At 70.5% G+C, this 25,833-nt stretch carries 21 protein-coding genes and 4 pseudogenes; 18 read left to right on the top strand and 7 right to left on the bottom strand.

Features of this window, described 5'->3' with window-relative positions:
• The first annotated feature begins 141 nt into the window (after positions 1-141).
• From ACGFY9_RS03765 to ACGFY9_RS03750, 4 genes and pseudogenes are all read left to right on the top strand, one after another.
• Positions 142-2,481, top strand: a complete 2,340-nt coding sequence (locus tag ACGFY9_RS03765; RefSeq protein ID WP_393751572.1) for a histidine kinase — start codon at positions 142-144, stop codon at positions 2,479-2,481.
• The gene (locus ACGFY9_RS03760; protein WP_393751570.1) at positions 2,478-3,170 is read left to right on the top strand and encodes a response regulator; all 693 of its coding nucleotides are present in this window, start codon (positions 2,478-2,480) and stop codon (positions 3,168-3,170) included. The genes ACGFY9_RS03765 and ACGFY9_RS03760 overlap by 4 nt, the downstream gene beginning before the upstream one ends.
• 60 nt (positions 3,171-3,230) lie before the next feature.
• Positions 3,231-3,563: an SCO4225 family membrane protein gene (locus ACGFY9_RS03755; RefSeq protein WP_393751568.1), complete on the top strand. Its 333-nt coding sequence runs from the start codon at positions 3,231-3,233 to the stop codon at positions 3,561-3,563.
• A gap of 154 nt (positions 3,564-3,717) precedes the next feature.
• Positions 3,718-4,366 (top strand): annotated as a pseudogene (locus ACGFY9_RS03750) (B/F/G family RNA polymerase sigma-70 factor).
• 1 nt (position 4,367) lies between these two features.
• Here the strand turns inward: ACGFY9_RS03750 and ACGFY9_RS03745 are convergent.
• Positions 4,368-4,823: pseudogene (locus tag ACGFY9_RS03745) on the bottom strand (DUF5994 family protein); the annotation flags it as partial.
• 96 nt (positions 4,824-4,919) lie between these two features.
• Here ACGFY9_RS03745 and ACGFY9_RS03740 point away from each other — a divergent pair.
• A complete protein-coding gene (locus ACGFY9_RS03740; RefSeq protein WP_393751566.1) occupies positions 4,920-5,117 on the top strand; it encodes a DUF4333 domain-containing protein in 198 nt (65 codons plus the stop codon).
• 45 nt (positions 5,118-5,162) lie between these two features.
• Here ACGFY9_RS03740 and ACGFY9_RS03735 read toward each other — a convergent pair.
• Positions 5,163-5,366 (bottom strand): annotated as a pseudogene (locus ACGFY9_RS03735) (response regulator transcription factor); the annotation flags it as partial.
• Positions 5,367-5,379: 13 nt separating this feature from the next.
• On the opposite strand from ACGFY9_RS03735, the gene ACGFY9_RS03730 reads away from it, so the two are divergent.
• Positions 5,380-6,642 (top strand): hypothetical protein, encoded by a 1,263-nt coding sequence (locus ACGFY9_RS03730; RefSeq protein ID WP_393751564.1) that lies wholly within the window; start codon positions 5,380-5,382, stop codon positions 6,640-6,642.
• Between the two features lie 104 nt (positions 6,643-6,746).
• Here the strand turns inward: ACGFY9_RS03730 and ACGFY9_RS03725 are convergent, their stop codons facing one another.
• A complete protein-coding gene (locus ACGFY9_RS03725; RefSeq protein ID WP_393751562.1) occupies positions 6,747-7,118 on the bottom strand; it encodes a hypothetical protein in 372 nt (123 codons plus the stop codon).
• Between the two features lie 233 nt (positions 7,119-7,351).
• On the opposite strand from ACGFY9_RS03725, the gene ACGFY9_RS03720 reads away from it, so the two are divergent.
• The 4 genes from ACGFY9_RS03720 to ACGFY9_RS03705 all read left to right on the top strand — a co-directional run bounded on the left by ACGFY9_RS03720 (position 7,352) and on the right by ACGFY9_RS03705 (position 10,711).
• Positions 7,352-8,350 (top strand): NAD-dependent epimerase/dehydratase family protein, encoded by a 999-nt coding sequence (locus ACGFY9_RS03720; protein ID WP_393751560.1) that lies wholly within the window; start codon positions 7,352-7,354, stop codon positions 8,348-8,350.
• Between the two features lie 89 nt (positions 8,351-8,439).
• Positions 8,440-9,198, top strand: coding sequence for a glycosyltransferase family 2 protein (locus ACGFY9_RS03715; protein ID WP_393751558.1), 759 nt, complete (start codon positions 8,440-8,442; stop codon positions 9,196-9,198).
• Positions 9,195-9,812, top strand: a complete 618-nt coding sequence (locus ACGFY9_RS03710; RefSeq protein ID WP_393751556.1) for a DUF2064 domain-containing protein — start codon at positions 9,195-9,197, stop codon at positions 9,810-9,812. The genes ACGFY9_RS03715 and ACGFY9_RS03710 overlap by 4 nt, the downstream gene beginning before the upstream one ends.
• A complete protein-coding gene (locus tag ACGFY9_RS03705; RefSeq protein ID WP_393751554.1) occupies positions 9,809-10,711 on the top strand; it encodes a class I SAM-dependent methyltransferase in 903 nt (300 codons plus the stop codon). The genes ACGFY9_RS03710 and ACGFY9_RS03705 overlap by 4 nt, the downstream gene beginning before the upstream one ends.
• A gap of 322 nt (positions 10,712-11,033) precedes the next feature.
• On the opposite strand, the gene ACGFY9_RS03700 is transcribed toward ACGFY9_RS03705, so the two are convergent.
• Complete coding sequence (locus ACGFY9_RS03700) at positions 11,034-12,296, bottom strand: molybdopterin-dependent oxidoreductase (RefSeq protein WP_393751552.1); 1,263 nt, start codon at positions 12,294-12,296, stop codon at positions 11,034-11,036.
• 113 nt (positions 12,297-12,409) lie between these two features.
• On the opposite strand from ACGFY9_RS03700, the gene ACGFY9_RS03695 reads away from it, so the two are divergent.
• Positions 12,410-13,828: a hypothetical protein gene (locus ACGFY9_RS03695; RefSeq protein ID WP_393751550.1), complete on the top strand. Its 1,419-nt coding sequence runs from the start codon at positions 12,410-12,412 to the stop codon at positions 13,826-13,828.
• A 267-nt stretch (positions 13,829-14,095) separates the two neighbouring features.
• Here the strand turns inward: ACGFY9_RS03695 and ACGFY9_RS03690 are convergent, their stop codons facing one another.
• Both ACGFY9_RS03690 and ACGFY9_RS03685 read right to left on the bottom strand, forming a co-directional pair.
• On the bottom strand, positions 14,096-14,848 hold the full coding sequence (locus tag ACGFY9_RS03690; RefSeq protein ID WP_393751548.1) for a DUF4118 domain-containing protein: 753 nt from the start codon (positions 14,846-14,848) through the stop codon (positions 14,096-14,098).
• 204 nt (positions 14,849-15,052) lie between these two features.
• Positions 15,053-15,169: pseudogene (locus ACGFY9_RS03685) on the bottom strand (GntR family transcriptional regulator); the annotation flags it as partial.
• 884 nt (positions 15,170-16,053) lie between these two features.
• Here ACGFY9_RS03685 and ACGFY9_RS03680 point away from each other — a divergent pair.
• From ACGFY9_RS03680 to ACGFY9_RS03650, 7 genes are all read left to right on the top strand, one after another.
• The gene (locus ACGFY9_RS03680; protein ID WP_393751546.1) at positions 16,054-16,962 is read left to right on the top strand and encodes a hypothetical protein; all 909 of its coding nucleotides are present in this window, start codon (positions 16,054-16,056) and stop codon (positions 16,960-16,962) included.
• A 307-nt stretch (positions 16,963-17,269) separates the two neighbouring features.
• A complete protein-coding gene (locus tag ACGFY9_RS03675; protein ID WP_393751544.1) occupies positions 17,270-17,689 on the top strand; it encodes a hypothetical protein in 420 nt (139 codons plus the stop codon).
• Positions 17,686-20,076: a tetratricopeptide repeat protein gene (locus tag ACGFY9_RS03670; protein WP_393751542.1), complete on the top strand. Its 2,391-nt coding sequence runs from the start codon at positions 17,686-17,688 to the stop codon at positions 20,074-20,076. Before ACGFY9_RS03675 ends, ACGFY9_RS03670 begins: the two co-directional genes overlap by 4 nt.
• Entirely contained in the window at positions 20,073-20,204 is a 132-nt protein-coding gene (locus ACGFY9_RS03665; protein WP_393751540.1) for a DUF397 domain-containing protein, read from the top strand. The genes ACGFY9_RS03670 and ACGFY9_RS03665 overlap by 4 nt, the downstream gene beginning before the upstream one ends.
• The gene (locus ACGFY9_RS03660; RefSeq protein ID WP_393751786.1) at positions 20,201-20,281 is read left to right on the top strand and encodes a hypothetical protein; all 81 of its coding nucleotides are present in this window, start codon (positions 20,201-20,203) and stop codon (positions 20,279-20,281) included. Before ACGFY9_RS03665 ends, ACGFY9_RS03660 begins: the two co-directional genes overlap by 4 nt.
• Positions 20,282-20,403: 122 nt before the next feature.
• Positions 20,404-22,761, top strand: coding sequence for a tetratricopeptide repeat protein (locus ACGFY9_RS03655; protein ID WP_393751538.1), 2,358 nt, complete (start codon positions 20,404-20,406; stop codon positions 22,759-22,761).
• Entirely contained in the window at positions 22,739-22,975 is a 237-nt protein-coding gene (locus tag ACGFY9_RS03650) for a DUF397 domain-containing protein (RefSeq protein ID WP_393751536.1), read from the top strand. The genes ACGFY9_RS03655 and ACGFY9_RS03650 overlap by 23 nt, the downstream gene beginning before the upstream one ends.
• Positions 22,976-23,028: 53 nt before the next feature.
• On the opposite strand, the gene ACGFY9_RS03645 is transcribed toward ACGFY9_RS03650, so the two are convergent.
• The gene (locus ACGFY9_RS03645) at positions 23,029-25,833 is read right to left on the bottom strand and encodes an RNaseH domain-containing protein (protein WP_393751534.1); all 2,805 of its coding nucleotides are present in this window, start codon (positions 25,831-25,833) and stop codon (positions 23,029-23,031) included.

Below are 25,833 nucleotides of genomic sequence, written 5' to 3'. Positions count from 1 at the left end.
CGAGCCTAGGAGCGGGACGGGGTCCGGTCCTCGGGCGGAAGGACGGTTGCCGCGTCAAACCAGAGATAGAGAAGAGGGGGACCGTAATCCCCCTTCCGCCCGACCCAGGCCCCTCACCTGCTCCCATAGCCTTTGAATGTCATGAAACGAACCGACGACCGGCTGCTCCCGGTCCTGCTGATCTGTGCCCAGGCCCTGGTGTGGCCGGTGGCTCCGCTGCTGCGCGGCACCGTGCCGACCGCGGCCGACCTGCTCGTGGCCGCGCTGGTCGCGGGATCCGTGACGGCCGCGCTCGCCCTGCGCCGGACCCGTCCGGTGATCACGCTCGTCGTGGTCGCCGCCGCCTGCGCGGTGGGCGCCGGCCCGCTGCCCCTCGGGGCGATGGCCGTCTTCGGCACCGCGGGCGTCGCGCTCGCCCTGTTCACGGTGGCGACCGAGCGCGACACCTTCACCACGGTCCTGTGCGTGCTCACGCTCGCGCTCTGGCAGTTCCTGCAGAACATCACCCTGCACGGACTCAGCGACAACAACGGCCTCGACCTGGTCCTGATCACCCTGCTCTACGCCACCGCGTGCGGCGCGGGCTTCTCCGTACGCCGCACCCGCCGCGCCCGCCAGGCGGCCGAACTCCTCCTGAACCGCGCCGAGACCGAGCGCCACCGGCTCCCGGCGGCCGAACGGCGCCGTATGGAACGGGAGTTGCACGACGTCAGCGCGCACCATCTGACCGCCGTGGTCGTCACCGCCGGCGCCGCGCTCGGCCTGCGCGAACGCCGTCCCGAACTCGCCGCCGAGGCACTGGAGTTCGCGACCGAGACCGGCCGCAAGGTCACCCGGGCACTCAGCGTGGTCCGCGCCCCGGCCCCTTCCCGCGAGGAACTCCCCTCCCCCGAGGAGCGGTTGCACTCCCTGATCGCCGGCTTCCGCCGCCTCAACCAACCCGTCGACTTCGAGATCGCCCCCCTCCCCGACGGCACCGTCGCGGACGCGGCCTACGGCATCGTCCGCGAGGCCCTCACCAACGTGGCCCGCCACGCCCCCGGCGCCCACACCACGGTGACCGTCCGCTACGCCGACACCCGCACCGACATCGCGGTCACCAGCGCGGCCCCGCCGTCCGGCACCCCTGCCCACGGCGCGGGCCTGGGCGGCGGCCGAGGCCAGGGCTTCCTCCGCTCCCGGGCCCGGGAAACAGGCGGCACCCTGACCACCGGCCCGACACCGGAAGGCGGTTGGGAGGTACGCGCGATCCTCCCCGGCCGTACGGCGGCCCCGGTGGAACACGCCGTCCCGCGCAGCTACCGCGCAGCCCAGGTCGTCGCCGCGATCGGCCTGTGCTTCCAGCCCCTGCTACCGGTCCTGATCATCCGCGCGGATGCGACATCGACCAGCACGCATGTGTCGGCGGGCGTCCTGTTCACCTTGCTGGCAGCAGCCCAGGCGGTAGCCCTGCTGTGGCTGCGCAGAGCACCGAGGACAGTCCAACTGGCCTTGATCGGGCTGGCGTTGCTGTGGCCAACGGCCATGTCGGTGGGCCACTACACCGGCCCAGTATTACTCCCACCGATCCTGAGCACGCTGGCAACATGCGTTGCGTTGGCGTACCTAAAGGGGCGCGGGGAACTGCGCGACCAGCCCCCACCGCCCCGCACCTACCGACTACCTCAAGTCCCCATCTCTGTCTTTTCCATCGCAGCCACAGCCGCACACGCCACCGCCCTGACCATCGCTGTCCTACACCGAGGCACAACCACCCCCGCTTGGGCGGTGGCCACGGCAGCAACGACCGCTGTCGCACTGGCAATTGGCGCGTCCTACTACGCCGGAGCCCTCATCGCCCACCGCAACCAGGCAACCCACGGCACCCAAACAGCACAACTCGCCACCTGGACAGAGGAAGCCGTAAGAGACGCCTGGGCAGAACGCCGCCGCATCGCAGCAGGGCTGGAGACCACCGTCCTCGCCCGCACCGCAGACATGATCACGGAGGCAGAGGCAGGCCACCTGGACGCAACAGCCACCCGCGCCCGAGAGGCCCTCGCAGCAATGCGCGCCCTCCTGGACGCAGTCCGGGAGGGCGACGAAACGACAAGCCCCGCCCTACATCCCCAACCCACCGTCCAAGCCCTCGACCTGCTGGCCCACCAGTGCCGAGCCACCGGGCGAGACGTACAGATACGCGTGACGGACCGGGTACCGGAAAGGCTCCCCACCGAAGTGGACCTCGCCGCCTACCACGTCGCCGAAACCCTCCTCGCGACCGGCGACAACGACCCCGCCATACTCGAACTCGACGCGGACGGCAGTACGTTGACGATCACGGCCACCGGCGTACCCCGCGCCACCGACACCGCCGTACGGGCCCGCCTGACGGCAAGGATCGCGCCGCTCGGCGGCACCCTGACGGCCGGCCGCCCACCGGGCACGGTCCACCTCCGGCTGCCGCTGACGGCACCGGACGATGAGGAGAGAGAACGATGAGCCTCAGGGTGCTGGTCGTCGACGACCAGGGCATCGTCCGCGCGGGCTTCGCCGCCGTGATCGACGCCGAGGACGACATGACGGTCGTGGGCGAGGCCGCCGACGGCGCGACCGCGGTGGTCCTCGCCGCCGAACTCGCCCCGGACGTGGTCGTGATGGACGTACGGATGCCCGAACTCGACGGCATCGCGGCCACCCGGATCATCACCGCGCGGGAGAACGCGCCGCGCGTCCTCGTGCTGACCACCTTCGACCTCGACGCGTACGTCTTCGACGCCCTGCGCGCGGGAGCCTCCGGGTTCCTCCTCAAGGACGTGCACGCCTCCGAACTCCTGGCGGGAATCCGGGTGGTGGCGAGCGGCGAGAGCGTCCTGGCCCCGTCCGCGACCCGCAGGCTGATCGGCCACTACGCGTCCGGCGCGGGCACGGGTTTCCGTTCCGACGCCGAGAACGGTCCGCGCGAGCTGGAGAGCCTCACCGGCAGCCAGCGCAACGTCCTCGCCCTGCTCGCCTCGGGCCTCAACAACGCGGAGATCGCGGCGGAGTTGGACATCACCGTCGGCACGGTCAAGTCCCACGTCAACGCCCTGCTCCGCAAACTCGGCCTGCGCGACCGCGTCCAGGCCACGATCCTCGCCTACGACCTCGGCATCACGCGCCCGAACCCACCGGGCGCGGACCACATCTGACCACCAACACCCTTCTGACTACCAACACCCCTTTAATCGACGCCACTTAGGAGTACAGCCATGCCCAGTACCGACGCCAATGCCGCCAACTCACCCCTCCACCGGCTCGGCCAGAACCTCCGCAACCCCTTCGCCCTGGCCTATCTCGGGGTCTGCGTGGCCATCGTCATCTGGACGGTCGTCGTGACCGTCATGGACGACTCGGGCGAGTCCATGGCGGGCGTCGTCCCGATCCTGGCGACCGCCCCGGCCAGCCTCGTGGTCCTCGTGCTGCCGGGCGGCAAGGCCATGTTCATCGTCGCCGTCGTCATCGGCGCTCTGGTGAACGCCTCGGTCATCGGCTGGTGCGCCCGCGCCCTGCGCGGCGGCAACCAGTCCGACACCACCCGCTGAGCCCCGGGCAGAACCAGGCTCGGGGCGCGGTGTTGACCCTGCTTCGCATCGGGCACAACCACCGCGTCGAAGGACTGCGGCATGAGGCACGCACCACGCACCACGCACCACGCACCAACCGACCACAACGCATGAAGAACGGCCCCTACGCCTCCTGTTGACGGCCGTTCCCCCTCCTCCTCCCCCCGACACCGCCGAGTCGTTCCGCCGGATCGCCGCACTGCCGAACGGTCCGGAGCGGGCGGCGTTGTGCCAGGAGGTGGTGTGCGCGTGGATGCCGATGGCCGTTCGGCTGGCCCGGCGCTTCCGGCACCGCGGAGAGTCCGCCGAGGATCTCACGCAGGGCGCCCAACTCGGCCTGGTCGGGTGAAGCGGCACTTCCGTGACGAGCTCTGGGTCGTCCACGTCCCGCGCCGGGTGCAGGAGCTGCGCGGTCAAGTCCGGTCCGCCGACCACGAGTTGAGCGCCACGCGGGGCGGGACGATCTCCGCCGTCGGCGAGATCGCCGCGCACACCGGGCTGACGGGGGCCGAAGTACGGCTGGGCCAGGGGGCGTTGGAGGGCCTACACCGCCTGGTCCCTGGACGCCGTACCGGGTCACCCCACGGACGGCCATCCGCTGACGGACACCCTCGGTGACATCGGGCCCGACTTCGACCTGATCGTCAACCGCGAGGCCCTGCGCCCCTTGTTGCGGGTTCGGTGTCTCCCAGATGCACGTCTCCCGCCTGATCACCCGCACCTGCGCCCGCCCGCACGACGAGGTGATGGCCGAACCGCGCGCGTTCAGGCGGGCGTCGTAACGGCAATCGGTGTGTTCGCCGCTTCGGCGACCAGCTCACTCCCGGTCGACGTACGCGAAGGATCGCTCGCGGCGGTCATCAGCCAGGCCGCCGTGGCGGGGTCCGTCTCAGGGGGTACGACGAGCAGGTCCCAGCGGCTCGTGCGGTACGACAGGAGCAGCAGCTGGTGCGGATCCTGCTCGGTCAGGAACCAGCCCACCTTCACGATGTGCCCGTCGACCGGCACCTTGCGCGGGAAATCGGCCGGCCAGTGCGTGGGATTCACCGTGACCCGCGTGATCCGCCCCCACAACGAGTCGAGCACGGCGACCAGCGAGGGCAGCTCCGCCCCCAGATCCCGGGACCGGGGCCACCAGGCCCCGTCCAGCAGAGCGGGCGCGGAACCGAGCGGAGCGAGTGACATACGGAGTGCGGGGGCGGACGGAACGGGGGCAACAGGCACAACGGGCGCAGTCATGACGCGAACCCTGCTCTGGGCCGGTCGCAACCGGCCCGGCGTAATCGATCGCCGAAAACGACACGGGCATGGAGGCCGGTGCGCGGAATACCCTCGGTGACTTCGAGCGTACCCCCCATCCCGTTCGTCCAGGACGGCCCGCAGTCCGTGAGCTGCCCGAGCGGGCTGCGCGCGAAGATGGACTACACCGTGGCGTGCATGGCCGTCTTCAAGGGCGAGACCAAGAAGATGCTGATCTCCGTCACCGGAGTGCACGGCGACCGCGTGAGTTTCGACTACGGCCTGACGAAGTAGGCGATGTGGCGCGGCAGTTGGTGCGGGTCACGGCGACCGGCCGGATCAGCGGTCGCCGGCCACACCGCACCGCCACGCCCAGGCGGCGATCTCCACCCGGTTCCGCAGTTTCAACTTGCCCTGGACGCTGGCCATATGCGTCTTGACGGTGGAGAGCGACACGAACAGCTCGGCGCAGATCTCCTGATTGGTCCGCCCTTCGGCGACCAGCCGCACCACGTCAAGTTCCCGTCCTGTCAGGGGACTTGAGGACACCTCGCGGTTGTACGTCCGCACGGTCACCGACGCCTATCGCCAGGTGACCACCGGCCAGTTCACCGCGCCCTCCGTGAACCGGGCCTTCTCGGTCCCGTACGGCCTGACCCTCTACCTGGGCCTCGGTATCGGCGCCGGCGCCGCGACACTCGTGCTGGGCACGCTCCTCGCCGTGCAGGCGCTCGGCGTGGCCCTGCTGGCGGGCGGTGCCCGGCTGACGGCGTTCACCCTGCGGGCCGTCGACCGCACGGTGATGATCCTGCGCGGGCTGCCCCGGGGCATGCTGTGCCCGAGCTGCTTCGAACGCGTCCCCTACCCCGCGTACGACTGCCCCCGCGCGAACTGCCGACGCCGGCACGCCGACATCCGCCCGGGCACCTTCGGCCTCTTCAGGCGCCGGTGCGCCTGCGACGAGCGGGTTCCGACCCTGCTGATGCTGATGAGCAGGGACGCCCGGCTGAGCGGCTACTGCGTGTACGAACACTGCGGCGAGCCGATGAACCCGGACGCCGGGCACATGCCCGAGGTGATCCTGCCGCTGATCGGCGGCCGGGCCGCGGGCAAGACCCAGCTGATGGCGGCGATGGTGAAGTCGCTGGAGAACTCGGCGGAGAACGGCGGCCCGGCGATCCGGCTCGCGGACCCCGAGTCGACGGCCAACCAGCGGGTGCTGAACGAGGTTCTGGAACTCCAGGGCCACACCCGCCCCACCCAGAAGACGTTGCCGCGAGCCCACTCGTTCGTGCTGGGCGGCGGCCGCGCCGAACGGCTGGTGCATGTCTTCGACACGGCCGGCGAGCGGTTCGTCAGCCGCGAGGAGACCGACGCGCTGCGCTACGCCCGGGAGGCCCGCACCTTCGTCTTCGTCCTCGACCCGATGGCCGTCGACGCGTTCTGGACCCGCCTGGACCCGGAGGGCCCGAAGGTGGACCGCACGCTGACGTCGACGGTCGATCCGGAGGACGTGTTCTCGCGCTCGGTGCAGACCATCCACACGATGGACACCCGCCTCGACAAGGCCCGGCTCACCGTAGCCGTCAGCAAGAGGGACCTGCTGACCGGACAGCCCGCCCTGCTGGCCCCCGAACCGGACGACAGCGATGCCCTGCGGAAGTGGCTGAGTGAACAGCTGGGGCTGCGGAATCTGGTGAAGACGATGGATCTGCAGTTCGGGGAGGTCCGGTTCTTCTGCACGGCGGCGGTGGCGGACGAGGCCGGGCAGGTGGACCCCAGCATCGGGGTCTTCGTCGAGTGGTGTCTGCGCGAGTGAGAGAGCCGCGACGGCCGGCGCTCGGGCACGCCGTGCCGTGCGGGCAGCGCCTGGCGCCCCGGACAGGTGATGTCAGGGGCGCCCTGGCCGCGGTGGCCGCTTCTTTACACCGCGACGATGCCCTCCATGCCGGACTCGGCGAAGGGAGGCAGTCCACTGGTCGTACCGACCTTGGTCAGCGAGCCGTCGCGGCCGACGCGGAAGCCGTCGACGGTGCCCGACGTCGCGTTCTGCGCGTGGAGGAACTTCTGGTCCCGGGTCGCCGCCAGGTCGATGACACCCTGGGACCTGGCCGACGGCGGGGTGGCCACGCCGACGTCGTCGGTGAGCGCCAGCTTGCCGTGCCGGTCCGGTTTCGGTCCCGCGACCCGGAACGACGTCACGGTGTTGCCGTGGACCGCGTTGCCCTTGATGCCCGCTCCGACGGCCGTCAGCTTGATCTGTAACGGCGACCTTCGCCTGGTGTGCCTGCTCATACGTCGCTCCTCGGGCCTTCGCCGTCACCACGGGGTCGGTGGAGAACGGGGACCAGAGTTGCCCACGAGGCGGGCGGGGCAGTAGGGGTTCGGCCGCCACGTCAGCGTCCCGTAACAACTTCACGCGCGCGGGCGGGAGTTGCCGGGAAGTCGGGCCAGAGCGTCTTACGGGCCGGTGACATGACGGGCGTGGTGCTGCCGAGCGGCGGGGGCGCGGTCCTAGCGTCGGGCGTATGCGAGTACTGGTCACCGGCGGTGCCGGGTTCATCGGGTCCCATGTCGTCGAGGCGCTGACCGCGCGAGGGCACGAGGCGGTCGTGTTCGACCTGCGCGACGGCCACGACGTGCGCAGTCCCCAGGCGGTCGCGTCCGTGCTGCCGGATGTGGACGCCGTGTGTCATCAGGCGGCGATGGTGGGGCTGGGGACGGGGTTCGGCGACGCGGCCGACTACGTCTCGCACAACGACCTCGGTACGGCGGTGCTGCTGTCCGCCATGGCCGACGCGGGGGTGCGCCGGCTGGTGCTCGCCGGGTCGATGGTCGTCTACGGCGAGGGCTCCTACGCCTGCGAGCGGCACGGACCGGTGCGGCCGGGCCCCCGGGCCGTGGCCGATCTGGACGCGGGGCGTTTCGAGCCCCGGTGTCCGCACTGCGGTGAGGAGTTGGCACCGGGGCTGGTGGGCGAGGACGCTCCGGTCGACCCCCGGAACGTGTACGCGACGACCAAGCTGGCCCAGGAGCATCTGGCGGCGGCGTGGGCGCGGTCGACGGGTGGTTCGGCGGTGTCGCTGCGCTACCACAACGTGTACGGCCCGAGGATGCCGCGCGACACCCCGTACGCGGGGGTCGCCTCCTTCTTCCGCTCCGCGCTCGCGCGCGGTGAATCGCCTCGGGTCTTCGAGGACGGCGGCCAGCGGCGGGACTTCGTGCACGTACGGGATGTGGCGGCGGCCAATGCGGCGGCGCTGGAGTCCGAGCCCCGGGAGGGGGCGCTGACCGCGTACAACACCGGCAGCGGGGACCCGCACACGGTCGGCGAGATGGCGCGGGCGCTGGCCGCCGCGTACGGCGGGCCCGAGCCCGTGGTGACCGGGGAGTACCGGCTCGGCGACGTCCGCCACATCACGGCGGACTCGTCCCGGCTACGGTCCGAGCTGGGCTGGAAGGCCGAGGTCGAATTCACGGAGGGGATGCGCGAGTTCGCGACGTCGAAGCTCCGCGGGGAGCGGTAGCCGACCGCGCTCGCCCCCCGGCCTTCACGCCTCGACGTCCGCGTTTCGTAAGGACCGGAAGCCCGATATGTCCGTTTCTCGACCGTAGGGTGAAAGCCGTGACGACCTCCCCCGCAACGGAACCGGACACGGCGCCTGTCGACGTTGTCCTCCCCTGTCTGAACGAGGCCGAGGCCCTGCCCTGGGTGCTGGCCCGCATCCCACGAGGCTGGCGCGCGCTCGTCGTGGACAATGGATCCACGGACGGTTCGGCGGAACGGGCGCGCGCCCTCGGCGCCACCGTCGTGCGGGAGGAGCGCCGCGGGTTCGGCGCCGCCTGCCACGCCGGGCTGATGGCCGCCACCGCGGACATCGTGTGCTTCTGCGACTGCGACGCCTCGCTCGACCCGTCCCTGCTGGTGCCCTTCGTACGCGAGGTACGGGACGGCGAGGCCGACCTGGTGCTCGGGCGGCGCCGGCCGCAGGGACGAGGCGCCTGGCCCGCGCACGCCCGGGCCGGAAACCTCGCGCTCGCCGGGATGCTGCGCCGCCGCACCGGACTGCGCCTGCACGACCTCGGCCCGCTCCGTGCCGCCCGCCGCGCGGATCTGCTCGCCCTCGGCCTGACGGACCGGCGCAGCGGCTACCCGCTCCAGATGGTCGTCCGCGCCGCGGACGCCGGCCTGCGCGTCGCCGAGCACGACGTGCCGTATCTGCCGCGCACCGGCGCCTCCAAGGTCACCGGGACCTGGCGCGGCACCTGGCAGGCGGTGCGGGACATGCGCCGTGTCCTTGCCGAACCCCCGGCACCCGGGGGCGTGTCGGCCACCGGCTCCTTCTCCGCACCGCAAGGAGCGAACTCCCTGTGACCACCCTTCTCGTCATCGCCAAGGAACCGCTGCCGGGACGGGTGAAGACCCGGCTGACTCCGCCGTTCACGCCCGAGGAGGCCGCCGCGCTCGCCGAGGCGTCGCTCGTCGACACCCTGCACGTGGTGCTGGCGACGCCCGCACGGCGACGGGTGCTGGTGCTCGACGGAACGCCCGGTCCCTGGCTGCCGCCGGGCTTCGACGTCGTACCGCAGTGCGGCGGCGGGCTCGACGAGCGGCTGGCCGCCGCCTTCGCCGGCTGCGACGGGCCCGCGCTGCTCATCGGCATGGACACCCCGCAGGTGACACCCGAACTCCTCACCGTCGACTTCGCCGACTGCGACGCGTACTTCGGGCCGGCCGAGGACGGCGGCTTCTGGGCCCTGGGCCTCGCCGACCCCGACCCGGCACTCCTGCGCGGCGTACCGATGTCGACGCCCACCACCGGCGCCGTCCAGCGCGCCCGGCTGACCACCGCGGGCCTGCGCGTCCACGACCTGCCGGGTCTGCGTGACGTCGACACAGCCCACGACACCGGACTCGTCGCCGCCGCGGCACCGGAGGGGCGGTTCGCCAGGGAACTGGCGCGGCTGAAAACGGCAGTCGCCCGGTGAGCGCGGCACACGAGACGGAGCGTCCCGCGCCCACAGCGCAGGGGAGCCCGGCAACCGCCCTCATGAACCACCCGGCGCCGAGCCCCGCGAGCCACTCGAAGGCGGATCCCGGCGAGCGGTCCGCGCAGGCCGCCGGGCGACTGTCCTCCGCGCCTCCCGACGCCACGGCACGCCCCTGGTCCGCCGACCCGTACACGGACGCCCTGCGCACCGGCCGCGGCCCCCTCTACCTCCGCCGTACCGACGGCTGGCTGCTGCCCCTGGAGGTCGAGCGCTGGTGCGCCGAGGCCGACGCGGCGGACCGGGAGGTACTGGGGCGGTGCGAGGGGGCCGTGCTCGACGTGGGCTGCGGGCCTGGGCGGCTGGTGGCAGCGCTCGCCGCGCAGGGGAGGCGAGCGCTGGGCATCGACGTCAGCGAGGCCGCCGTCGCGCACACCGTCCGCCTCGGCGGGCAGGCCCTGCGCCGGTCCGTCTTCGATCCCCTCCCCGGCGAGGGCCGCTGGGACACCGCCCTTCTCATCGACGGCAACGTCGGCATCGGCGGCAACCCGCACGCCCTGCTCCGCCGGATGTCCCAACTCCTCGCCCCTGACGGGCTGTTGATCGCCGAGACCGCGCCGGTCGACGTCGACGAACGCGTGCAGGTGCACGTCGCCGACGGCCGCGGAGCCTCCGGTACGGCCTTCCCGTGGGCCCGCCTGGGCACCCCGGCCCTGCTGCGCCACGCCCGCCGGGCGGGGTGGCGCCCGGACGGTCAGTGGACGGCCGGCGGCCGCTCCTTCGTCGCCCTGCGCAACCGCAGGACGAGCAGCGCGGCCGAGCCCCCGAACAGCACCGCCGTGACCAGCAGCCAGCGGGCCAGGAACCCGTCGCCGGAGAGGCCGGTGGCGGACCTGTAGTGGTCCGCGACCCGCCCGCTGATCAACGGGAACCACACCAGCAGCAGGAGGCCGGAGAACATGACCGGGACCCGGACGTACACCGTCCACGTCCGGCGGCCGACCGCACCCAGCGCTCCCGCCAGGGCCCGGTCCGCCCCCGCGTACAACGGCACCAGCACCAGGTCGTGCACCAGCGCCGCGCCCACGAACCACAGCGCCACCCCGAACCAGTCGTCCGCGAGCAGCCGCACCCCCGCATACCCGGCGAGCGCGAACGAGCAGGCGAGCAGAAGGATCTGCAGCGGGCTGCCGAGGGCCGGCCGCCTGAACGGAACGCGCATCACAGGTCTCCGAAGGTCATACGGGCCACCCATTTGGTGTTGAGCACGCCGGGCGCCGCGGGGACGATGACGCGTGCCGGGTAGCCGTGGTCGGGGGTGAGGTCCTCGCCGTTGACGAACAGGGCGAGCAGGGAGCGCGGGTCGCGGACCTGGTTGTCGCGCAGGGCCGACCGGCGGAACGCCCCGTGCCGCTGCAGCGACTCCACCAGGACGTCCGGCGCCGCGGTCGCCTCGTAGCCGACGAGCGCCGCCAGGTCCCGCAGCCGTACGCCCCGCCACCACTGGTCGGAGGTCGACCAGCCCTCCACGCACGCGATGGGCAACGCGGCGCTGTGCAAGGGCAGTTGAAGCAACTCGGCGCGCCCCAGCCGGACCGTCCGGCCGTTGCCCTCGACCACCAGCCGCCACGCCTCCTCGGACGTCTCCCGGGCGTCGATGCCGACCGCGGCCGCCGTCTTGTTGATCTGGAAGCCCCCGGGCCCGGAACCCGGTTCGGGCCCGCCGTGCGGTGCGAGGACGGCCGTCTCCCGCAGTGGTCCGTCGAAGCTGCGGCCTGCCGTCGTGCCGAGCAGGAGCAGCGAACCGCCGCCCACCACACCGAGGGCACCACGGCGCGAGACGGTGGGTTCGGCGGGGTCCGGGGACACCAACTCCCCTTCCTCGACAGAGGCCTCGACAGAGGTCTCGACAGGGGTTTCGTCTCGGAGGTGACGCAGGTTGCGCAGGGCCAGGGGCATCTTCAGGACGGCGTGCGCGACGAAGGCGGCGAAGAAGACCCAGGCGCCGTAGAAGTGCAGGGGATAGAAGGAGCCGGGGAAGATGTAGTCGAGCTGGACGTTGAGCACGCCGGTGGTGAACTCGAACAGGCCGCCGCCCACGAGGAGAAGCAGTGAGAGCCGTTCCAGCGCGTGGGCGAGGGAGCGGGCCGGCGGCAGGGCGAACAGCTTCGGCACGACCGACCACAGCTTCGCCAGCAGCACGGGGATCAGCACGATGCCGAGGGTGACGTGCACACCCTGTGTGAGGCGGTACAGCCAGGACGGGTGCGTCGGCCAGGAGAAGAGATAGAAGCCGAGCAGGCCCTTGTCCGGGGTCTGGTCGTTCACCGGCGACAGGTCCGGGTTGTAGGCGGCGTACGACACCAGACCCGTCACGAACAGCACCGTGATCCCGACGAGCAGCACGACACCCAGCACGGAGGTGAACCAGGGACCGCGCAACGGGCTGCGCCAGAACGCGGGTGAGGAGGGGGAACGTGGCATGACCCGACCGTAGGCCGAGGACACCCCCCGAACGGGTTCGCAAACCATGACGAAACCCTGACGTCCACTCCGGCGGCGGCTCCAGCGGGCACACTCCGGCCTAGCGTGTCGGTGTGAACCGCGATCTTCTCCGCGACCGTCCCCGTACCCGTCCCGACGACCGTCCCCGTGACGTTCCGGGCGACCGCCGACGCGACCTCGTCCGCGACCTGGCCGCGGCCCTCGCCGCCGCCCTGCTCGTCCTGGTGGCCGTCCTGGTCGGCACCGCCGTCCAGCACCGTGACCATTCGCTCTTCGTCGGCTGGCCACCCGTCTTCGCCCAGTGGGAACCGCACGTCGGCCCCGGCACCCCGGCGGCCCTCGCCGTCGCGGTCGCCGTCGTCGCCTACGGTCCCGGCCTCGCCGCCCGACTGCCCTGGCGGGCGCTGCTGTTCACCGCCTGGGGCACCGCCATGGCCTGGACATTCTCCCTGGCCCTGGTCGACGGCTGGCAGCGTGGCATCGCCAGTCGGCTGACGACCACGAACGAATACCTCACGGTCATCAACCGCTTCCACGACATCCCCGCCACCCTGCGCGACTTCACCCACCACATCCTCAGCCACTCCCCCGCCCCGTGGCCCGCGCACATCGCCGGGCATCCCCCGGCTGCCACCGTCACCTTCGTCCTCCTCGACCGGATCGGACTGGGCGGCGGGGCCTGGGCGGGCGTCTGGTGCATCACCGTCGGGGCGACGGCGGGCGCGGCGGTCCTCGTCACCGTGCGCGTCCTCGCCGGCGAGCAACTCGCCCGCCGCGCCGCCCCCTTCCTCGTCCTCGCCCCGGCCGCCGTGTGGATGGGCACCTCGGCCGACGGCTACTTCGCGGCGGTCGCCGCCTGGTCCGTCGCCTTCCTAGCCCTCGCGGTCACCGGACACCGGCCACGCACGGCCGGCCTCGCCGCCGGTCTCCTCTTCGGCCTCACCGCGTATCTCTCCTACGGGCTGACACTGTTCGCGGTCATCGCGGGCGCCGCACTGCTGCTCGGCCACCGACGGCTCGCCCCTCTCCCCTACGTGGCCGCCGGACTCACCGTCGTACCAGTCGTGTTCACGCTGCTGGGCTTCAACTGGTGGGAGGCATACCACCTGTTGATCACCCGCTACTACGAAGGCGTCGGCGGGACCCGGCCGTACAGCTACTGGGTATGGGCGAACCTGGCCTGCACCGCGCTGCTCGTGGGCCCGGCGACGGCGGCGGGACTACGGCGTGCGGGCGCCGCTTCCGCACGTCCCGAACTCCGGGACCTCCGGGGCGGTCTCCGTACCGCCGCACCCGAACACCGCCTCGCCCCGCTCGTGTTCGCCGCACTGCTCGCCCTCGTCGTCGCCGACCTCTCCGGCATGAGCAAGGCGGAGACGGAACGCATCTGGCTGCCGTTCGCGATGTGGCTGCTCCCCGCCTGCGCGTTCCTCCCCCGGCCCCGCGCCTGGCTCACCGCGCAGGCCGTCCTGGCCCTGCTCCTCAACCACCTGCTGCTGACGGGCTGGTGAGAGTGAACCGGGCAGGCTCGGGAGGTTGCGGAGGAGTCCCGCACCGCGCTTGATCACGGCATCCTCGTCACCGGCGACTCAGCCGACCGGCCCGCGGCCGCTGACGCCGCCGCCAGTCGCCAGTCGCCAGTCACCGGCTTCCCGGCTGGTGATCGTCACGCCGCGGCACGACGCGAACGCTGCCGAAGGATCCAGGACGAAGCACCCGGGTGGTGACAGCGGGCCCGCGTCGGCCGTGCCCTGCCGGCGGCCGGGCCGCGGAGATGGTCAGCGGTCGAGCACCGGTCCCGCGGTGTCCAGTGCGGCGCCGACATGGTCGGCCAGGCTCACGGCCACGAGACGCGTCCGCAGCGGCGGCGGCGGCGTACCGGGCTCCGGCCGCATCATGAACCGGCCGAGGTAACGGCCTCCGACCGAGGCACGCAGTTCGATCTCCTCACCGGGCCAGCCGTCCTTGTCCAAGTCCCAGTGGGCCCGGGCGGCGGCGGTCAGCGTGCCGTCCTGTTCCAGGCGGGGGTACCTGCCCAGCAGCATCCCGGGTTCGAAGCGGCAGCCTCGCAGTCCCAGGATCTCGACGAGCTGCTGCCGTACCTGGTCCACCACGGCATACGGCGAGGCTCCCGCCTGAACCATGCTCGCCGTCTCGTGGATCCGCGCCAGGTGGGCCGCGTCGGTGACGGTCACCAGCTTCAGGGTGCGGGCGTGGGCGGCCAGCTGGGAGACGGCCACGCCCACCGCCAGCAGCAGGAGCGTGGTGGTGATGTCGTCGCCGTGGGAGATGGTGAACCGCTGGTAGGGGCGGGTGAGGAAGAAGTCGAACCATGCCGCCGCCGAGAGCGCGGCCAGCACGCCGGCGGCCCGGCTGCCGAGGGCGGCGACCGCAACGATGATCACGACGAGGACCAGCGCGAGGTTCGCGGACGTCATGTGCGTACGGAAAGGCACCAGGGCGAGGGCGACGACGAGCGGAGCGGCCAGGGCAACCGCCAGGGCGATCCGGTCACGCAGAGGCATCCGCATGCTCCACCACCTCACGAGAGCGCGGGGCAACCCCTTGTCCAAGAGGCCACCCGCACAGGGATCGACGCGGTACGGCGCCGCCAGGGCCAGCATCCCGCTTCCGCCCTCGCCCGACTACCGGGAAGGCTGCGGTCTTGATGCATTCCTGACAGCGCACTTACGAGTCCAGCTCCAAGAGCTGAGCATCCCCCTCAGTCAGCAACCGCTGTTCGCCAGTTGCGGGATCAGCCTCCCGTACTGAGCGGGAATCCAAGACGTACTGTGCGCCACGATGCCGTGCCGATCTAGGTACACCCGACACCGGCGACCACCGCGCGACCCGCGCCACCGCCGCATCCACCAAAAGCAAAAGCCCCAGGTCACGGCGAGTGAGTCCTGAGGCTTCGGCAGAGCCGCCTTCGGGATTCGAACCCGAGACCTACGCATTACGAGACCGTGAGCGTTCGTGTTGCCTAGTGCCTGGTCGTGCTGCTGGGTGACGTTTTTCCTGATCAGAGCATGTGCAACAGGTTGACCCGTACCACCCCGTGACGCGCCGTCCAAAGGCGTCTGTCCACCGACTGTCCACCGGTGGAGCTCTCACCGGCGCGCCAGCGAGACTACCCGGGGCTACCAGCGATGTTGTCTACCGGTCGGAGAGACGACCGGCGATCATTGTGGGGCCTCGACAAATCAACCGCCAGTGGGGTTCCTCACGAGTCTTCCCCGGTAGCGCCTCAGCCTAGCCCCACTGCCCGGTCCTGCGCTGATGTGTCGCACCGAGGTTGTTGTCGGGGTGCTAGGTGATCCAGCCCAGGCCGCCGAGGTCGAGGCGAGCGCGGGCGACGGCGACGTAGTGCCGATACCTGCAAGCCGACCGGCACGCTGATGCCTGGATCGCACCGTCGGCGGCCGGTGCGACTCCCAGACCCGGCGCCCTGGGTTGATCCGCCCCGGGGGCCCGTGGCGTGTCCGGCAGCCGTGTGCGTGCCGTCGGTGCCTAAAGGGCGGTTCGCCATGAATGGCGAACCGTGGACAGCCCTGCCCGCTCCTGACAGCAAGCCTTATAGATCCTGAAGACTCGACGCCCGCGAACGGTCACCCACGCGAGTGAAACGGCGCGGCATTTCCCTGACAATGCGGCCGGCTCTGTAGCGTGCTTGGCTGCAACTCACACTCCGCTTGGGCGATGAACGGCAGCACCGGGCAAAGAACGGGGAGACGCCATGGGTGCCCCATCAACCAATAGTCGCCATCTTCTCCTTGAAGACCGGCCGCCGCCGAGCACCCCCACGGTGCGACGGCTTCCCGGCAAGGCCAGGCCGCGCCAGGAGGTGCTGCGGGAGTGCGAGGCAGAGGCCACCGAAATGCGCGGGTACATCCCGCGGGTGCTCTGGGACTTCCTGATTCCGGATCTGACCCGGGTGTTCCGGTGGCGCGTTCAGCTCGACTGCGGCTGCACCCCCGAGGTCCTCACCCGCGAAGACGGCACGCCACCGCACAAGGCGCAGTGGAAGGCTTTCCACTCACCGCTGCCTCCTGGGCAGATGATCTGTCATCACGACGACTCCCCGCCGCCGCCGTATCGCGTCATTGCTGAGTGGGGAGAACGGAGGAAGGTCACGTTTCCCGCTGACCCGGTCGAACCGCCGGACGACACGGACCCCAGGGTTTGGTCGGTGATCCGCCATGACGAGCCGCACGCCTCCGCCTTCTGGAAGGTGACGCTGACTTGCGGTCACGTGGAGGAGATCATCGCCCCGAGTCTCGATTGGGTGCCTGCTTCTGGACCTCGTCGTGCGGTTCCGGAACGAGTCCAACGGATCTCCGCCGAGTTCGAGAACGCCTGGCGCGCGAACCCGGAGCTGCAGACCGAGCAGGAGCGGGAGCACACCCGACGGATGCTCGCGGACGGCTGGCCGACACCGGAGCCTGAACAACTCTGCTACTCCTGCCCCCAAGTTCGGATGATCTTGACCTACGAGCGCGTTGGATGGCTTGTCCCCCGGCAGCGACAATCCGAAAAGGCGGCGAGCACCGCACCCACGCCCTCGCGGTCCGCCTTGGAGCGGAGACTGCGAAAAGCCGAAGCCGAAGCCGAACGTCTTCGGGCCGAGTTGGATCGGATCGACTAAGGACCACTTCGCCCTGATTGAAGTCCGCAGGGGCCTTCCCTCCTCCCAACCCCTCTCGCCTTGGCGACCACCATGGTCCTGGCATGGATATGTTCCGCCAGGTTTGCCGTCAGGGCGCTGGTTGATCCAGCGCAGGCCGCCGAGGTCGAGTCGGTGGCAGGCGCGGGTGACGGTATGGCTCTGGCCAGACATGTGTTTCAGCCAAGATGTGTGCTGCCCAAGTGCCGATGGGCCAGATCATCTTCTCGGTCAGCAAGCTGGTGCCTATCATCGTCGTCACGTGTCAAGAGGTACGGGGGAAGCGGCCATGGATCCGGAAACGCTGGCACAGACCGCCGGAACCACCGTCGTTGCGCTGATGGCCACGGATGCGTGGCAGCGGACACGCGACGGTGTGGTGGCGCTGTGGCGTCGTGTGCGCCCCGTGCAGGCCGACGAGATCGACACGGCGCTGGAGGAAACCCGCGAGGAGATCCTTGCCTCGCGGCGCGAGGGCGACTCGGCGGGTGCTGAAGACCTGGAGCGGGACTGGCGTCGCAGGTTGAGGCGTTTGCTGGCCGCCGACCCGTCCGTCGCCCGGGAGCTTGAGGAAGTTCTGGCGGAGGCACGTGCGTCCCTGCCGGAGGTCGACCAGCCTTCTGTTCCCTCGGTGCGGATGCATGCACAGGCCTCCGGGAACGCGCGGGTCTATCAGGCCGGTCGCGACCAGCACATCGTCGAGCGATGAGGGGACGTCCGGACGTTCCGCAAGGGGACCATGTGCTGCGGGCTGTCGCCGACGGGCGCAGTCGCGTGTACCAGGCCGCCGGCAACCAGATCATCGTGGAATACGCCGTCCAGCAGTCCGAACCGCCCGCCCCAGGAGCCGGGTTGGGATGGGCGAGCCCCGAGTCGGTCCGCACTCCCCTGGTCGCTCCACTGAGTTCCCCGCTGCGTGACCGTCTCGACGTACGAGGCACGCTCCTGGAGGAAATCCGCGATCCGGCGACCGCGGCGAACGGTCTGCACGTCGTGCACGGGATGGCGGGAAGCGGCAAGACGGCACTGGCCCAGACAGTGTTCGACGAGGCGCTGACCGGCTGCGGAGTCGTGGGATTGTGGGTCAACGCCTCCGACCACTCGTCCTTCCGTTCCGGGATGCTGGCCGTGGCCCACGACCGCGGGGCCGCGCAGCAGGAGGTCGATGCGGCGCGGGAAGGCCGCCGGCCAGACGCGGACTTCGTCTGGCACTACCTGGACCGCTCGCCCGAGCCCTGGTTGCTGATCCTCGACAACGCGGACGATGCTTCCGTGTTCCGACACGGCGCTTGGCTGCGGTCGAGCAGTCGCGGCATCGTACTGATCACGAGTCGGCTCCGAAACGCCGCCGAGTGGCGTGGGGCCGCCAAGCACCCACTCGATGTTCTGGACGTCTCTTACGCCGTCGACGTGCTGCGTGACCTCTCGGTCAGCACGGAGGACCTCGCGAAGCTGGAGCTGCTGGCGCGGCGGCTCGGTTGTCACCCGCTCGCGCTGTCGCTCGCCGGCGCCTACCTCGGCCGTCAACTCCTGGAGCCGGTCTCAGTGGATGAGTACCTTAAGCGTCTTGATGCCGACCCGTCGCTGCTCGATCACGGAGCGGCGCCTGGGGAACAGGAACTACGCCGACTGATCACCGGTACGTGGCAGATCTCCTTGGACGCTCTGACCGAGCAGGGTGTACCCGAGGCGACGACACTACTCAGGCTGCTGTCGTGCTTTGCCGCAGCGCCGCTGCCGGTCGGGGTGCTCGCGCCGACCGGTCTCGACGGCACGGGGCTGGCGCACGCCGTTCCACCGCTCACCGGCGAACGTGCGAACCTCGCGCTCGAACGGCTTACAACCCACTCCCTGGTCTCGGTCCTCGACGCGTCAGCCGGGGCCGAACGTGCCGCCGTGCGCAGCGTTCAGGCGCACCCGATCCTCCTGGAAACGGTCGCGGCACGCATACCGGTCGACCAGCGGGCTCTGCTGCTGGAATCCGCCGCCGGCCTCCTGCGGCGGCTCCTTTCGACGGACTCGGGCCATTACGTCGACACGCACACCCTGCGCCTGTTCACTCCCCATGCCGCAGCCCTGCTCGCGCACGCCGCCGCGCGTCACACCGAGGCGGCCACCGAGGCGGCGCTGTCCATCGTCCGCGATCTGCGTGATCAGTCGTACGTCCGTGGCGACTACTCCACGACGCGTGCGCTTGCTGACGACGCGGCCCGCGTCACCCGCGGCCAGGAATCCGCGGACGCGACAACCGACCAGCACGAGCGCGGTCGGGCGCTGGCCGCCCTCGGGCATTTCGACGAGGCGACCGCGGTGCACCGGGCCACGTTGGAGGCCCGAGAGGCTCTCCTCGGCACGGATCACCCAGACACGCTCGACAGCGCCCACGCCTTGGGCATCTCCCTGTACGGCCTCGGCCATTGGGCAGAGGACGAGCAATACATGCGCCGGGCTGCCGACGGGCGCGCCCGCGTCTTGGGCATCACGCATCCGGACACGATCGACAGCCGAGGCCGACTGGCCGAGGCGATCGGGCAGCAGCAGCGCTGGGCCGAAGCCCGTCAACTCGCGGACGAGAACCTCACGGTGAGCGAGCAGGCCCTCGGCGACGACCACCCCCACACCCTCCTGAGCCGGCTCGCTCTGGCCTGGGTGCTCGCCGGTGTCGGGGAGCGGGAGGAGGCCGCGATCCATACGCGTGCCACGTTGGAGGGCAGCGAGCGGGTGCTGGGCGTGGACCACCCGCGGACACTCGCCGCGCGACAACGGCTGGCGGATGTCCTCTCCCGCCTCGGTCAGTGGCCGGAGGCCCTGGACGCAGCGCAGGCGGTGCGCACTGTCCGTCAGCGGGTTCTCGGCCCGGAACATCCGCACACCCTCTCCATCGAGATCGTGTTGTCCCGGATTCTCCGCGGCGCCGAACGCGCCCCCGAGGCAAGGGAGTTGGCCACCCGCACACTGGAGGTCTGCGTGCGGGTGCTGGGAGACGATCATCCGGATACGCTGTCCTGTCGTGCCGAATTCGAAGCCACGCTCGAAGCCGCTGGGGGAACGCTGATCCACCGCGGGGAAGTTGACCAGGAGGACGGCGAGTCGTGACCGAGCGAATACGTGTGTGGCGCAAGAGCAGCTACAGCGGTGCTGACAACGGGTGCGTGGAAATACTCACCCCCCCCCGCCGAAAAGGGCTCCGATTCGCGACTCGAAGGCACCCCGAGGCCCAGTGATCGACTTTCTGGATCATTCATGGGTGTCCTTCGTCCAGGCCCTGCAGCGAGGTGAGTTCGTCGACCATAACCACTGACAACGAGATGGGCGACGGCCGTGCACGGCCCTCGGGCCGGGCGCCGGACAAGACGGCGCGGCGGTAACTCGGTGGGAGTGCCCAAACCATCGACGCCGGATCCGGCCGCCGCCGAAGTCTCAGTGCAGGATCACGCCCGCTGGGTCAGTGCTGCCCGGGACCAGTACATCGTGGAGATCGGCCACTACGTCGCCCACCACGGCGGCAAGCCCGGCCGCACGGCGTCCGAGCGGTCGGGACCAGACTCAGTCCGCGTACCGCTCGCCGCGCGATCGCCTTCTCCCGTCAGAGATCGTGATGACGTACGACGCGACCTGCTGCACGCCATCGGCCACCCGGACGACTCGCCCCACGAGTTCGTCCTGCACGGCACCGCGGGCAGCGGGAAGACAGCGCTCGCCCAGACAATGTTCGACGAGGCCGTGGCCACGCACGGCGTGGTGGGTCTGTGGGTGAACGCGGCCACCGAGGTCGCCTTCCGCGCCGGCATGCTGGCCGTCGCTCTGGACCGCGGCGCCGACCCCGACCAGGTGGAGGCGGCCCGCGATGGACGCCGCCCCGCCGCCGACCTCGTCTGGCAGCACCTCGGAGCCTCCCCCGAACCATGGCTGCTCGTCCTCGACAACGCCGACGACCCGGCCGTGTTCAGCGACGGCATCTGGCTGCGCTCCGCCCGGCGCGGCACCGTACTCGTCACCACACGGCACGGCGGCACCTCCCTGTGGCAGGACGCTGACCGGCGCCGCCTCGACGCCCTCGGCCTGGACGACGCCGTACGCGTCCTGCGCGACCTCAACGTCACCGGCTACGACCAGGCCGCACTGGAGAAACTCGCGCACGGCCTCGGCTGCCATCCCCTCGCGCTCACCCTCGCCGGCAAGTACCTGGACCGACGGCTCCTGGACACCGTCACCGTGGACGAGTTCCTCCAGCGCCTGCGTGAGGACCCGGGGGGCACCCTGGACGAGGCCGCCGACCCCGACGAGCGTGATCTGCGCCGGCTGATCAGCTCCACGTGGCAGATCTCGCTGACCGCCCTGGCCGACCGCGGCGTCCCCGAGGCCACCACGCTGATGTGGCTGCTGTCGTGCTTCGCGCCCGATCCCCTGCCCCTCGGGCTGCTCCACTCCCGGCGCCTGCGCCTCACTGGTCTGGCTGGCGCCGAGCCGCCGTTCCCCGCGCAGAAGGCGGACACCGCGCTGCGCGGCCTGATGTCACAGTCCATGGTGTCGGTCCTCGACGTCCCGGGAGACGTCGGCCGGCCCTCAGTACAGTCCGTCCAGGCGCACGCCCTCCTCCTGGACACCGTGGCGGCGCGCATCCCGCTCGACCAGCGAGAAACCATCCTCGCCGCCGCAGCCCAGCTCCTGGACGACCTGCTGCAGCACGGCGAAGGAGAGGGCGCGTACGTCGACGCCCAGACCCTGCGCCTGTTCACGCCCCACACACTGAGCCTGCTGCACCGCACCACTGCGGCCCACTCTGCCGCCGTCCCGCAGGCACTCGGCCTTGTCCGGTACCTTCGCGACCAGAACCGCGAACGCGGTGACTACTCCACCGCACACGTCCTGGCGGAGGCTGCCGTGCGCGTATCCCCATCCGCGTCCACTGCCACGGGGGCCGAATTGCTCACCGACCAATACGAACTCGCCTGTTCACTGGCCGACTTGGGGCGCTTCGCGGAGTCCGTCGCACTGCACCGAAAGATCCTGCGCGACCGCGAGGGACAACTCGGCCCCGACCACGTCCAGACGCTCGACAGCGCCCACGCCCTCGGCCTCGCTCTGTACGGGCTGGGCGAGTGGGCGGAGGACGAGCTCTACCTGCGCCGCGCGGTCGAGGGCCGCAGCCGGGTGCTCGGGCCAGCCGACCCCAACACGATCATGAGCACCGCCTGCCTGGCCGAGGCCATCGGCGAGCAGCAGCGCTGGGAGGAGGCCGAAGCCCTCGCCCGCACCAACCTCGCCACGAGTGAGGCAGCCCACGGTCCTGTTAGTCCGTACACGCTCGCGGCACGACACACCCTGGCCTGGGCTCTTTACCAGTTGGGACATCTCGGCGAAGCCGAGGCCCTCGCCTTCGCGACTCTCACCGAACGGGAAAACTCCCTCGGATCCACACACCCGCGCACGCTGGTCGTCCGGGATCTGCTCGCCAGCATCCTGCTCGGCCAGGAACGCTGGGCGGAGGCCGAAACCGCGGCTCGCACTGTTCTCACCACCCGCGAGGAAATCCTCGGCCCCGAGCACCCGCACACCCTGGCCATGCGTACCGAGCTGATCCGGATCCTCACCGGCGCCGGCGACCTGGCTGCCGCACGCCCTCTGGCCGTACTGAACCTTGAGGCGTGCATCCGTATCCTGGGCGACGAACACCCCGACACACGCGCCTGCCGACAAGCCCACCAGGACGCCTTCGGGCCGAACTCCGAAGACGACGACGCGCCCGGGACCGGGCATGACAAGGACGTGCAGCGCTGATGGACACCGTCCCGGGCCGTATATGGATCAAGAGCAGCTACAGCGGCCACAACAACAACTGCATGGAATTCCTCACCCCCCCCCGCTGGGTAAAGCCGTCGTCCGCGATTCGAAAGATCCGCATCGCCGGATGATCGTCTTCCACACCGAAGCATGGGCCCCGTTCGTACACGCCTATCGCACGGGCGGCCTGGTGAAGGCGACAACCCATTAGGGCGGGCTGGTAGACAAACAGCGGCGCCTCCGCGGACCGCTGTTCCCAGGCCGCTACTGCTCGGATGCCTCGCCGTCAGAACCCGGCTCGGCGGCGGGCTTCTCCTCGGGCGGAGCGGTGCGCCGGTACTGCGGGTGGTCGAGGTCCATCTGCCTGGCGGCGTGCAAGGGCACGGGGAAGCGGGCCCGGTCGGACCAGAAGAGGGTCTGGTGGCAGAGCTTTGCGGTGGCCACGGCAAGGGCTTCCGCCGAGACGCCTTCGGCGCAGGCCAGCGGGTAGATCTCAGTCGCGGTCATGGAGTACCAGTTCTGGGGCATCTCGCCCTTGCGGCGCTCCTCCTTCTTCTCCGAGTGGACGGACCGTTTGGCGTCCCATCGGGTGTACTTCGAGCCAAGTCGGCCAGCGCCGTCGCCGTCGTACGCGCGCGGCACGTTGCACAAGATCCAGACGGGTGCGCCGAAGTCCACCTCGACCTGATACAGCATCCGGGTTGTTTCGCCGTCTGTCGTGACGCCAGCCTGTCCCTTCAGCACACGCGTGGTGCTGACAGGCGGCGGGACCTCCTCGTCCGCGATGTTGATGCGGATCACGGCGCGCGGCCTCTCGTCGCTGCTCAGGGAGCTGCCCGGGAGCCAGTAGCGGCTGAAGCGCGGAGTCGGGGAGGCTCCCTGGTTCATGTTCTGCAGCCCCTCCCACATGCGGCGGCAGGCCAGCCCGTCCACGGTGACGGTGTAGGGGACGCCGTCCAGCTCCTCGGCGAGGTCTCCGAGGGCCAACTCAACCGCCTCAGCCGCATCGTCCCAGCGCTGCCGGTGAGTCTTCTTGTCCCCGTTCTCCTGGGGGTAGGCCGTGGCGTGGAAGGCGGGCTGGGCGCTGCGGTAGGGCTGCCACTGGGGTCGGGTGGAGCTCCATCCGAGCATGCTCCATGTCCCACTGGTCTGGGCTGGCGGGATGAGTACTGATGCGGTGATCACCACCTTGGGGGGCCCGTTCTCCCCCTTCCGCCGGTTCTGCTGGCGTACATGGATGCCGACTTGGGCGACACGGTGGACGGGGTAGTCGGAGGTTTCGGGTTCCAGCGCGTTGGCGATGCGGTCGTCGATGACCCCGAGCGAGCGGTAGAGGTCGAGGAGGGCCATTTCGGCCGGGTGGTCCTTCGCCTTCGGCATGACGATGCCCTTGTCGTTCTTGCCCAGGATGTACTGGGTGGGAACACCGAGGCCGGCAAGGAGGGATCGCGTCAGGAGCTTGCCGTCGCGGCTGTCGGCGTCCGTGCCGTTCTGTTCGTCAACGGCCTCGGGCTTCTCGGTCTCGCACCAGGCGCCGACAAGAATCCCGTCCCTGGAGGCCAACGAAGCGCCGGTCTGTGCCAGGGCTTCTCGCCTGCCGTCCGGTCCACCGGGCTTGAGGAAGTCGGTGGCCAGGTGGAGCACCGCGGTGATCTGATCGCCGTGGAGGCTGAACTCCTGGCCGTCGTGCGGGTCGAGCCCCGTGGGGTCGATGCCATAGGTCTTGCAGAGGGTGTCGAGCATCCGTAGCCGGGTTTCGTCGCGGTACCACAGGCAGGCGATGCGCAGCTTCTTGAAGCCAGCAGCTTCGACGGCGGAGAAGATGGACTCCGGTGTGGGGACGGCACTGCCTCGCGCCCGGAGCGGCTCCTTGCTTTCGCTCTTCTCTCGTTCCTCCTTGCGGCGTTCGAGCTCCTTCTTGGTGACGCGCTCGGGGTCGGTCGGCCGGTGGGGAAGCGTCATGGGCGCCTCCCGCATCGTCAGAGGCACGGCCACGTCGCCGAATGCCTCGGCGATGTGGCCGTAGAGAAGGCGCAGGTGCTGCATCCCGGTGCCGGTGCCGATGGGGAAGGAATAGCTCTTGGGGAGGACTGGCCACACCTGGCCGGGGTGTTCGCGGGGGAATGCCGCCGGCTTCTTCTCCTCACGGGCCGCCTTGAGGAGCTCCTGTTCCCTGCGGGATCGCTGGTCGATGGTCCTCAGGATCGAGTAGTCCATCTCCAGGCGCCCGAGCGCCTCCAAGGCGAGCCGGTTCACGGTGCGGGCGGCGCCGCGGCCGTTGAGCGACACTTCAAGGAGCGGGCGCCCAGGGCCGGGCTGCACAGCCAGGGCCGTCTTCGAGAAGATCAGCGAGGAGGAGATGCGGGTCACCCTGGACGACACCAGGAGCACGGGACTGGCGATGTTCGGAAGGGTCTTGAGCCGCAGCGCGGTGCGGGAGAGGGCGTACCGACCGCCCTGCTCGTTCTGCCAGGGCTCTTCCAGGGCAACCAGACCGCCGGTGGTGTCGGGGCGCAGTGCGATCTCCCTGCCGTCGGAGATCGCCCACGGCTTGGCGGCCATGCGGCGGGAGAGGTCCCAGGCGACGGTCCGGTAGACCCATCCGGGGGCGTTGGGCTGCGTGCCGTCGGCCGGCTTGAGGTGGTCGGCGAGCGCGTACCGGTGTTCTGGTGACGCGGCGATCCGTTTGGCGAGCTCAGGAGCCAGGGTGAGATCGATGGTGTCGATCTTCTCGCCGAGCGCCAGTGCATGGGTGAGGGTGAACACCTGACGGAGCAGCTCGCTGTCGAGCGGTTCGCGCGAGGCGAGGAACGGCCCGCGGAAGTCGGGGTCGAAGTAGACGTAGCCGCCGCTCAGGGTGCTGAGCACGGTGGTGGCGATGGAGTACGGGGCCTGCGCCGCGTCGTCGCCGTAGCGGCGTGCGCATTGCCTGCTGAAGTCGCTCCATAGTTTCTCGGTCTCGCTGTCGAAGTGCCGCACGTACACCGAGGCGTCGCCGACGAGCTTGGGTGTGCAGCGGTAGGCGAGGGTGTTCAGGTACATCCCGGGCTCGCGGTCCTGCTGGGTCAC

Source organism: Streptomyces sp. NPDC048504 (assembly GCF_043200035.1).
In the GTDB taxonomy this organism is placed as follows: domain Bacteria; phylum Actinomycetota; class Actinomycetes; order Streptomycetales; family Streptomycetaceae; genus Streptomyces.
This window is presented reverse-complemented; position numbering and strand designations above follow the sequence as displayed.

Excerpts from the sequence above, each read along its gene's own strand:
- ACGFY9_RS03700 (WP_393751552.1), bottom strand. The coding sequence starts at position 12,296 with ATGCCACGTTCCCCCTCCTCACCCGCGTTCTGGCGCAGCCCGTTGCGC.
- ACGFY9_RS03760 (WP_393751570.1), top strand. The coding sequence starts at position 2,478 with ATGAGCCTCAGGGTGCTGGTCGTCGACGACCAGGGCATCGTCCGCGCG.
- ACGFY9_RS03755 (WP_393751568.1), top strand. The coding sequence starts at position 3,231 with ATGCCCAGTACCGACGCCAATGCCGCCAACTCACCCCTCCACCGGCTC.
- ACGFY9_RS03725 (WP_393751562.1), bottom strand. The coding sequence starts at position 7,118 with ATGAGCAGGCACACCAGGCGAAGGTCGCCGTTACAGATCAAGCTGACG.
- ACGFY9_RS03675 (WP_393751544.1), top strand. The coding sequence starts at position 17,270 with ATGGATCCGGAAACGCTGGCACAGACCGCCGGAACCACCGTCGTTGCG.
- ACGFY9_RS03720 (WP_393751560.1), top strand. The coding sequence starts at position 7,352 with ATGCGAGTACTGGTCACCGGCGGTGCCGGGTTCATCGGGTCCCATGTC.
- ACGFY9_RS03680 (WP_393751546.1), top strand. The coding sequence starts at position 16,054 with ATGGGTGCCCCATCAACCAATAGTCGCCATCTTCTCCTTGAAGACCGG.
- ACGFY9_RS03670 (WP_393751542.1), top strand. The coding sequence starts at position 17,686 with ATGAGGGGACGTCCGGACGTTCCGCAAGGGGACCATGTGCTGCGGGCT.
- ACGFY9_RS03765 (WP_393751572.1), top strand. The coding sequence starts at position 142 with ATGAAACGAACCGACGACCGGCTGCTCCCGGTCCTGCTGATCTGTGCC.
- ACGFY9_RS03650 (WP_393751536.1), top strand. The coding sequence starts at position 22,739 with ATGACAAGGACGTGCAGCGCTGATGGACACCGTCCCGGGCCGTATATG.
- ACGFY9_RS03690 (WP_393751548.1), bottom strand. The coding sequence starts at position 14,848 with ATGCGGATGCCTCTGCGTGACCGGATCGCCCTGGCGGTTGCCCTGGCC.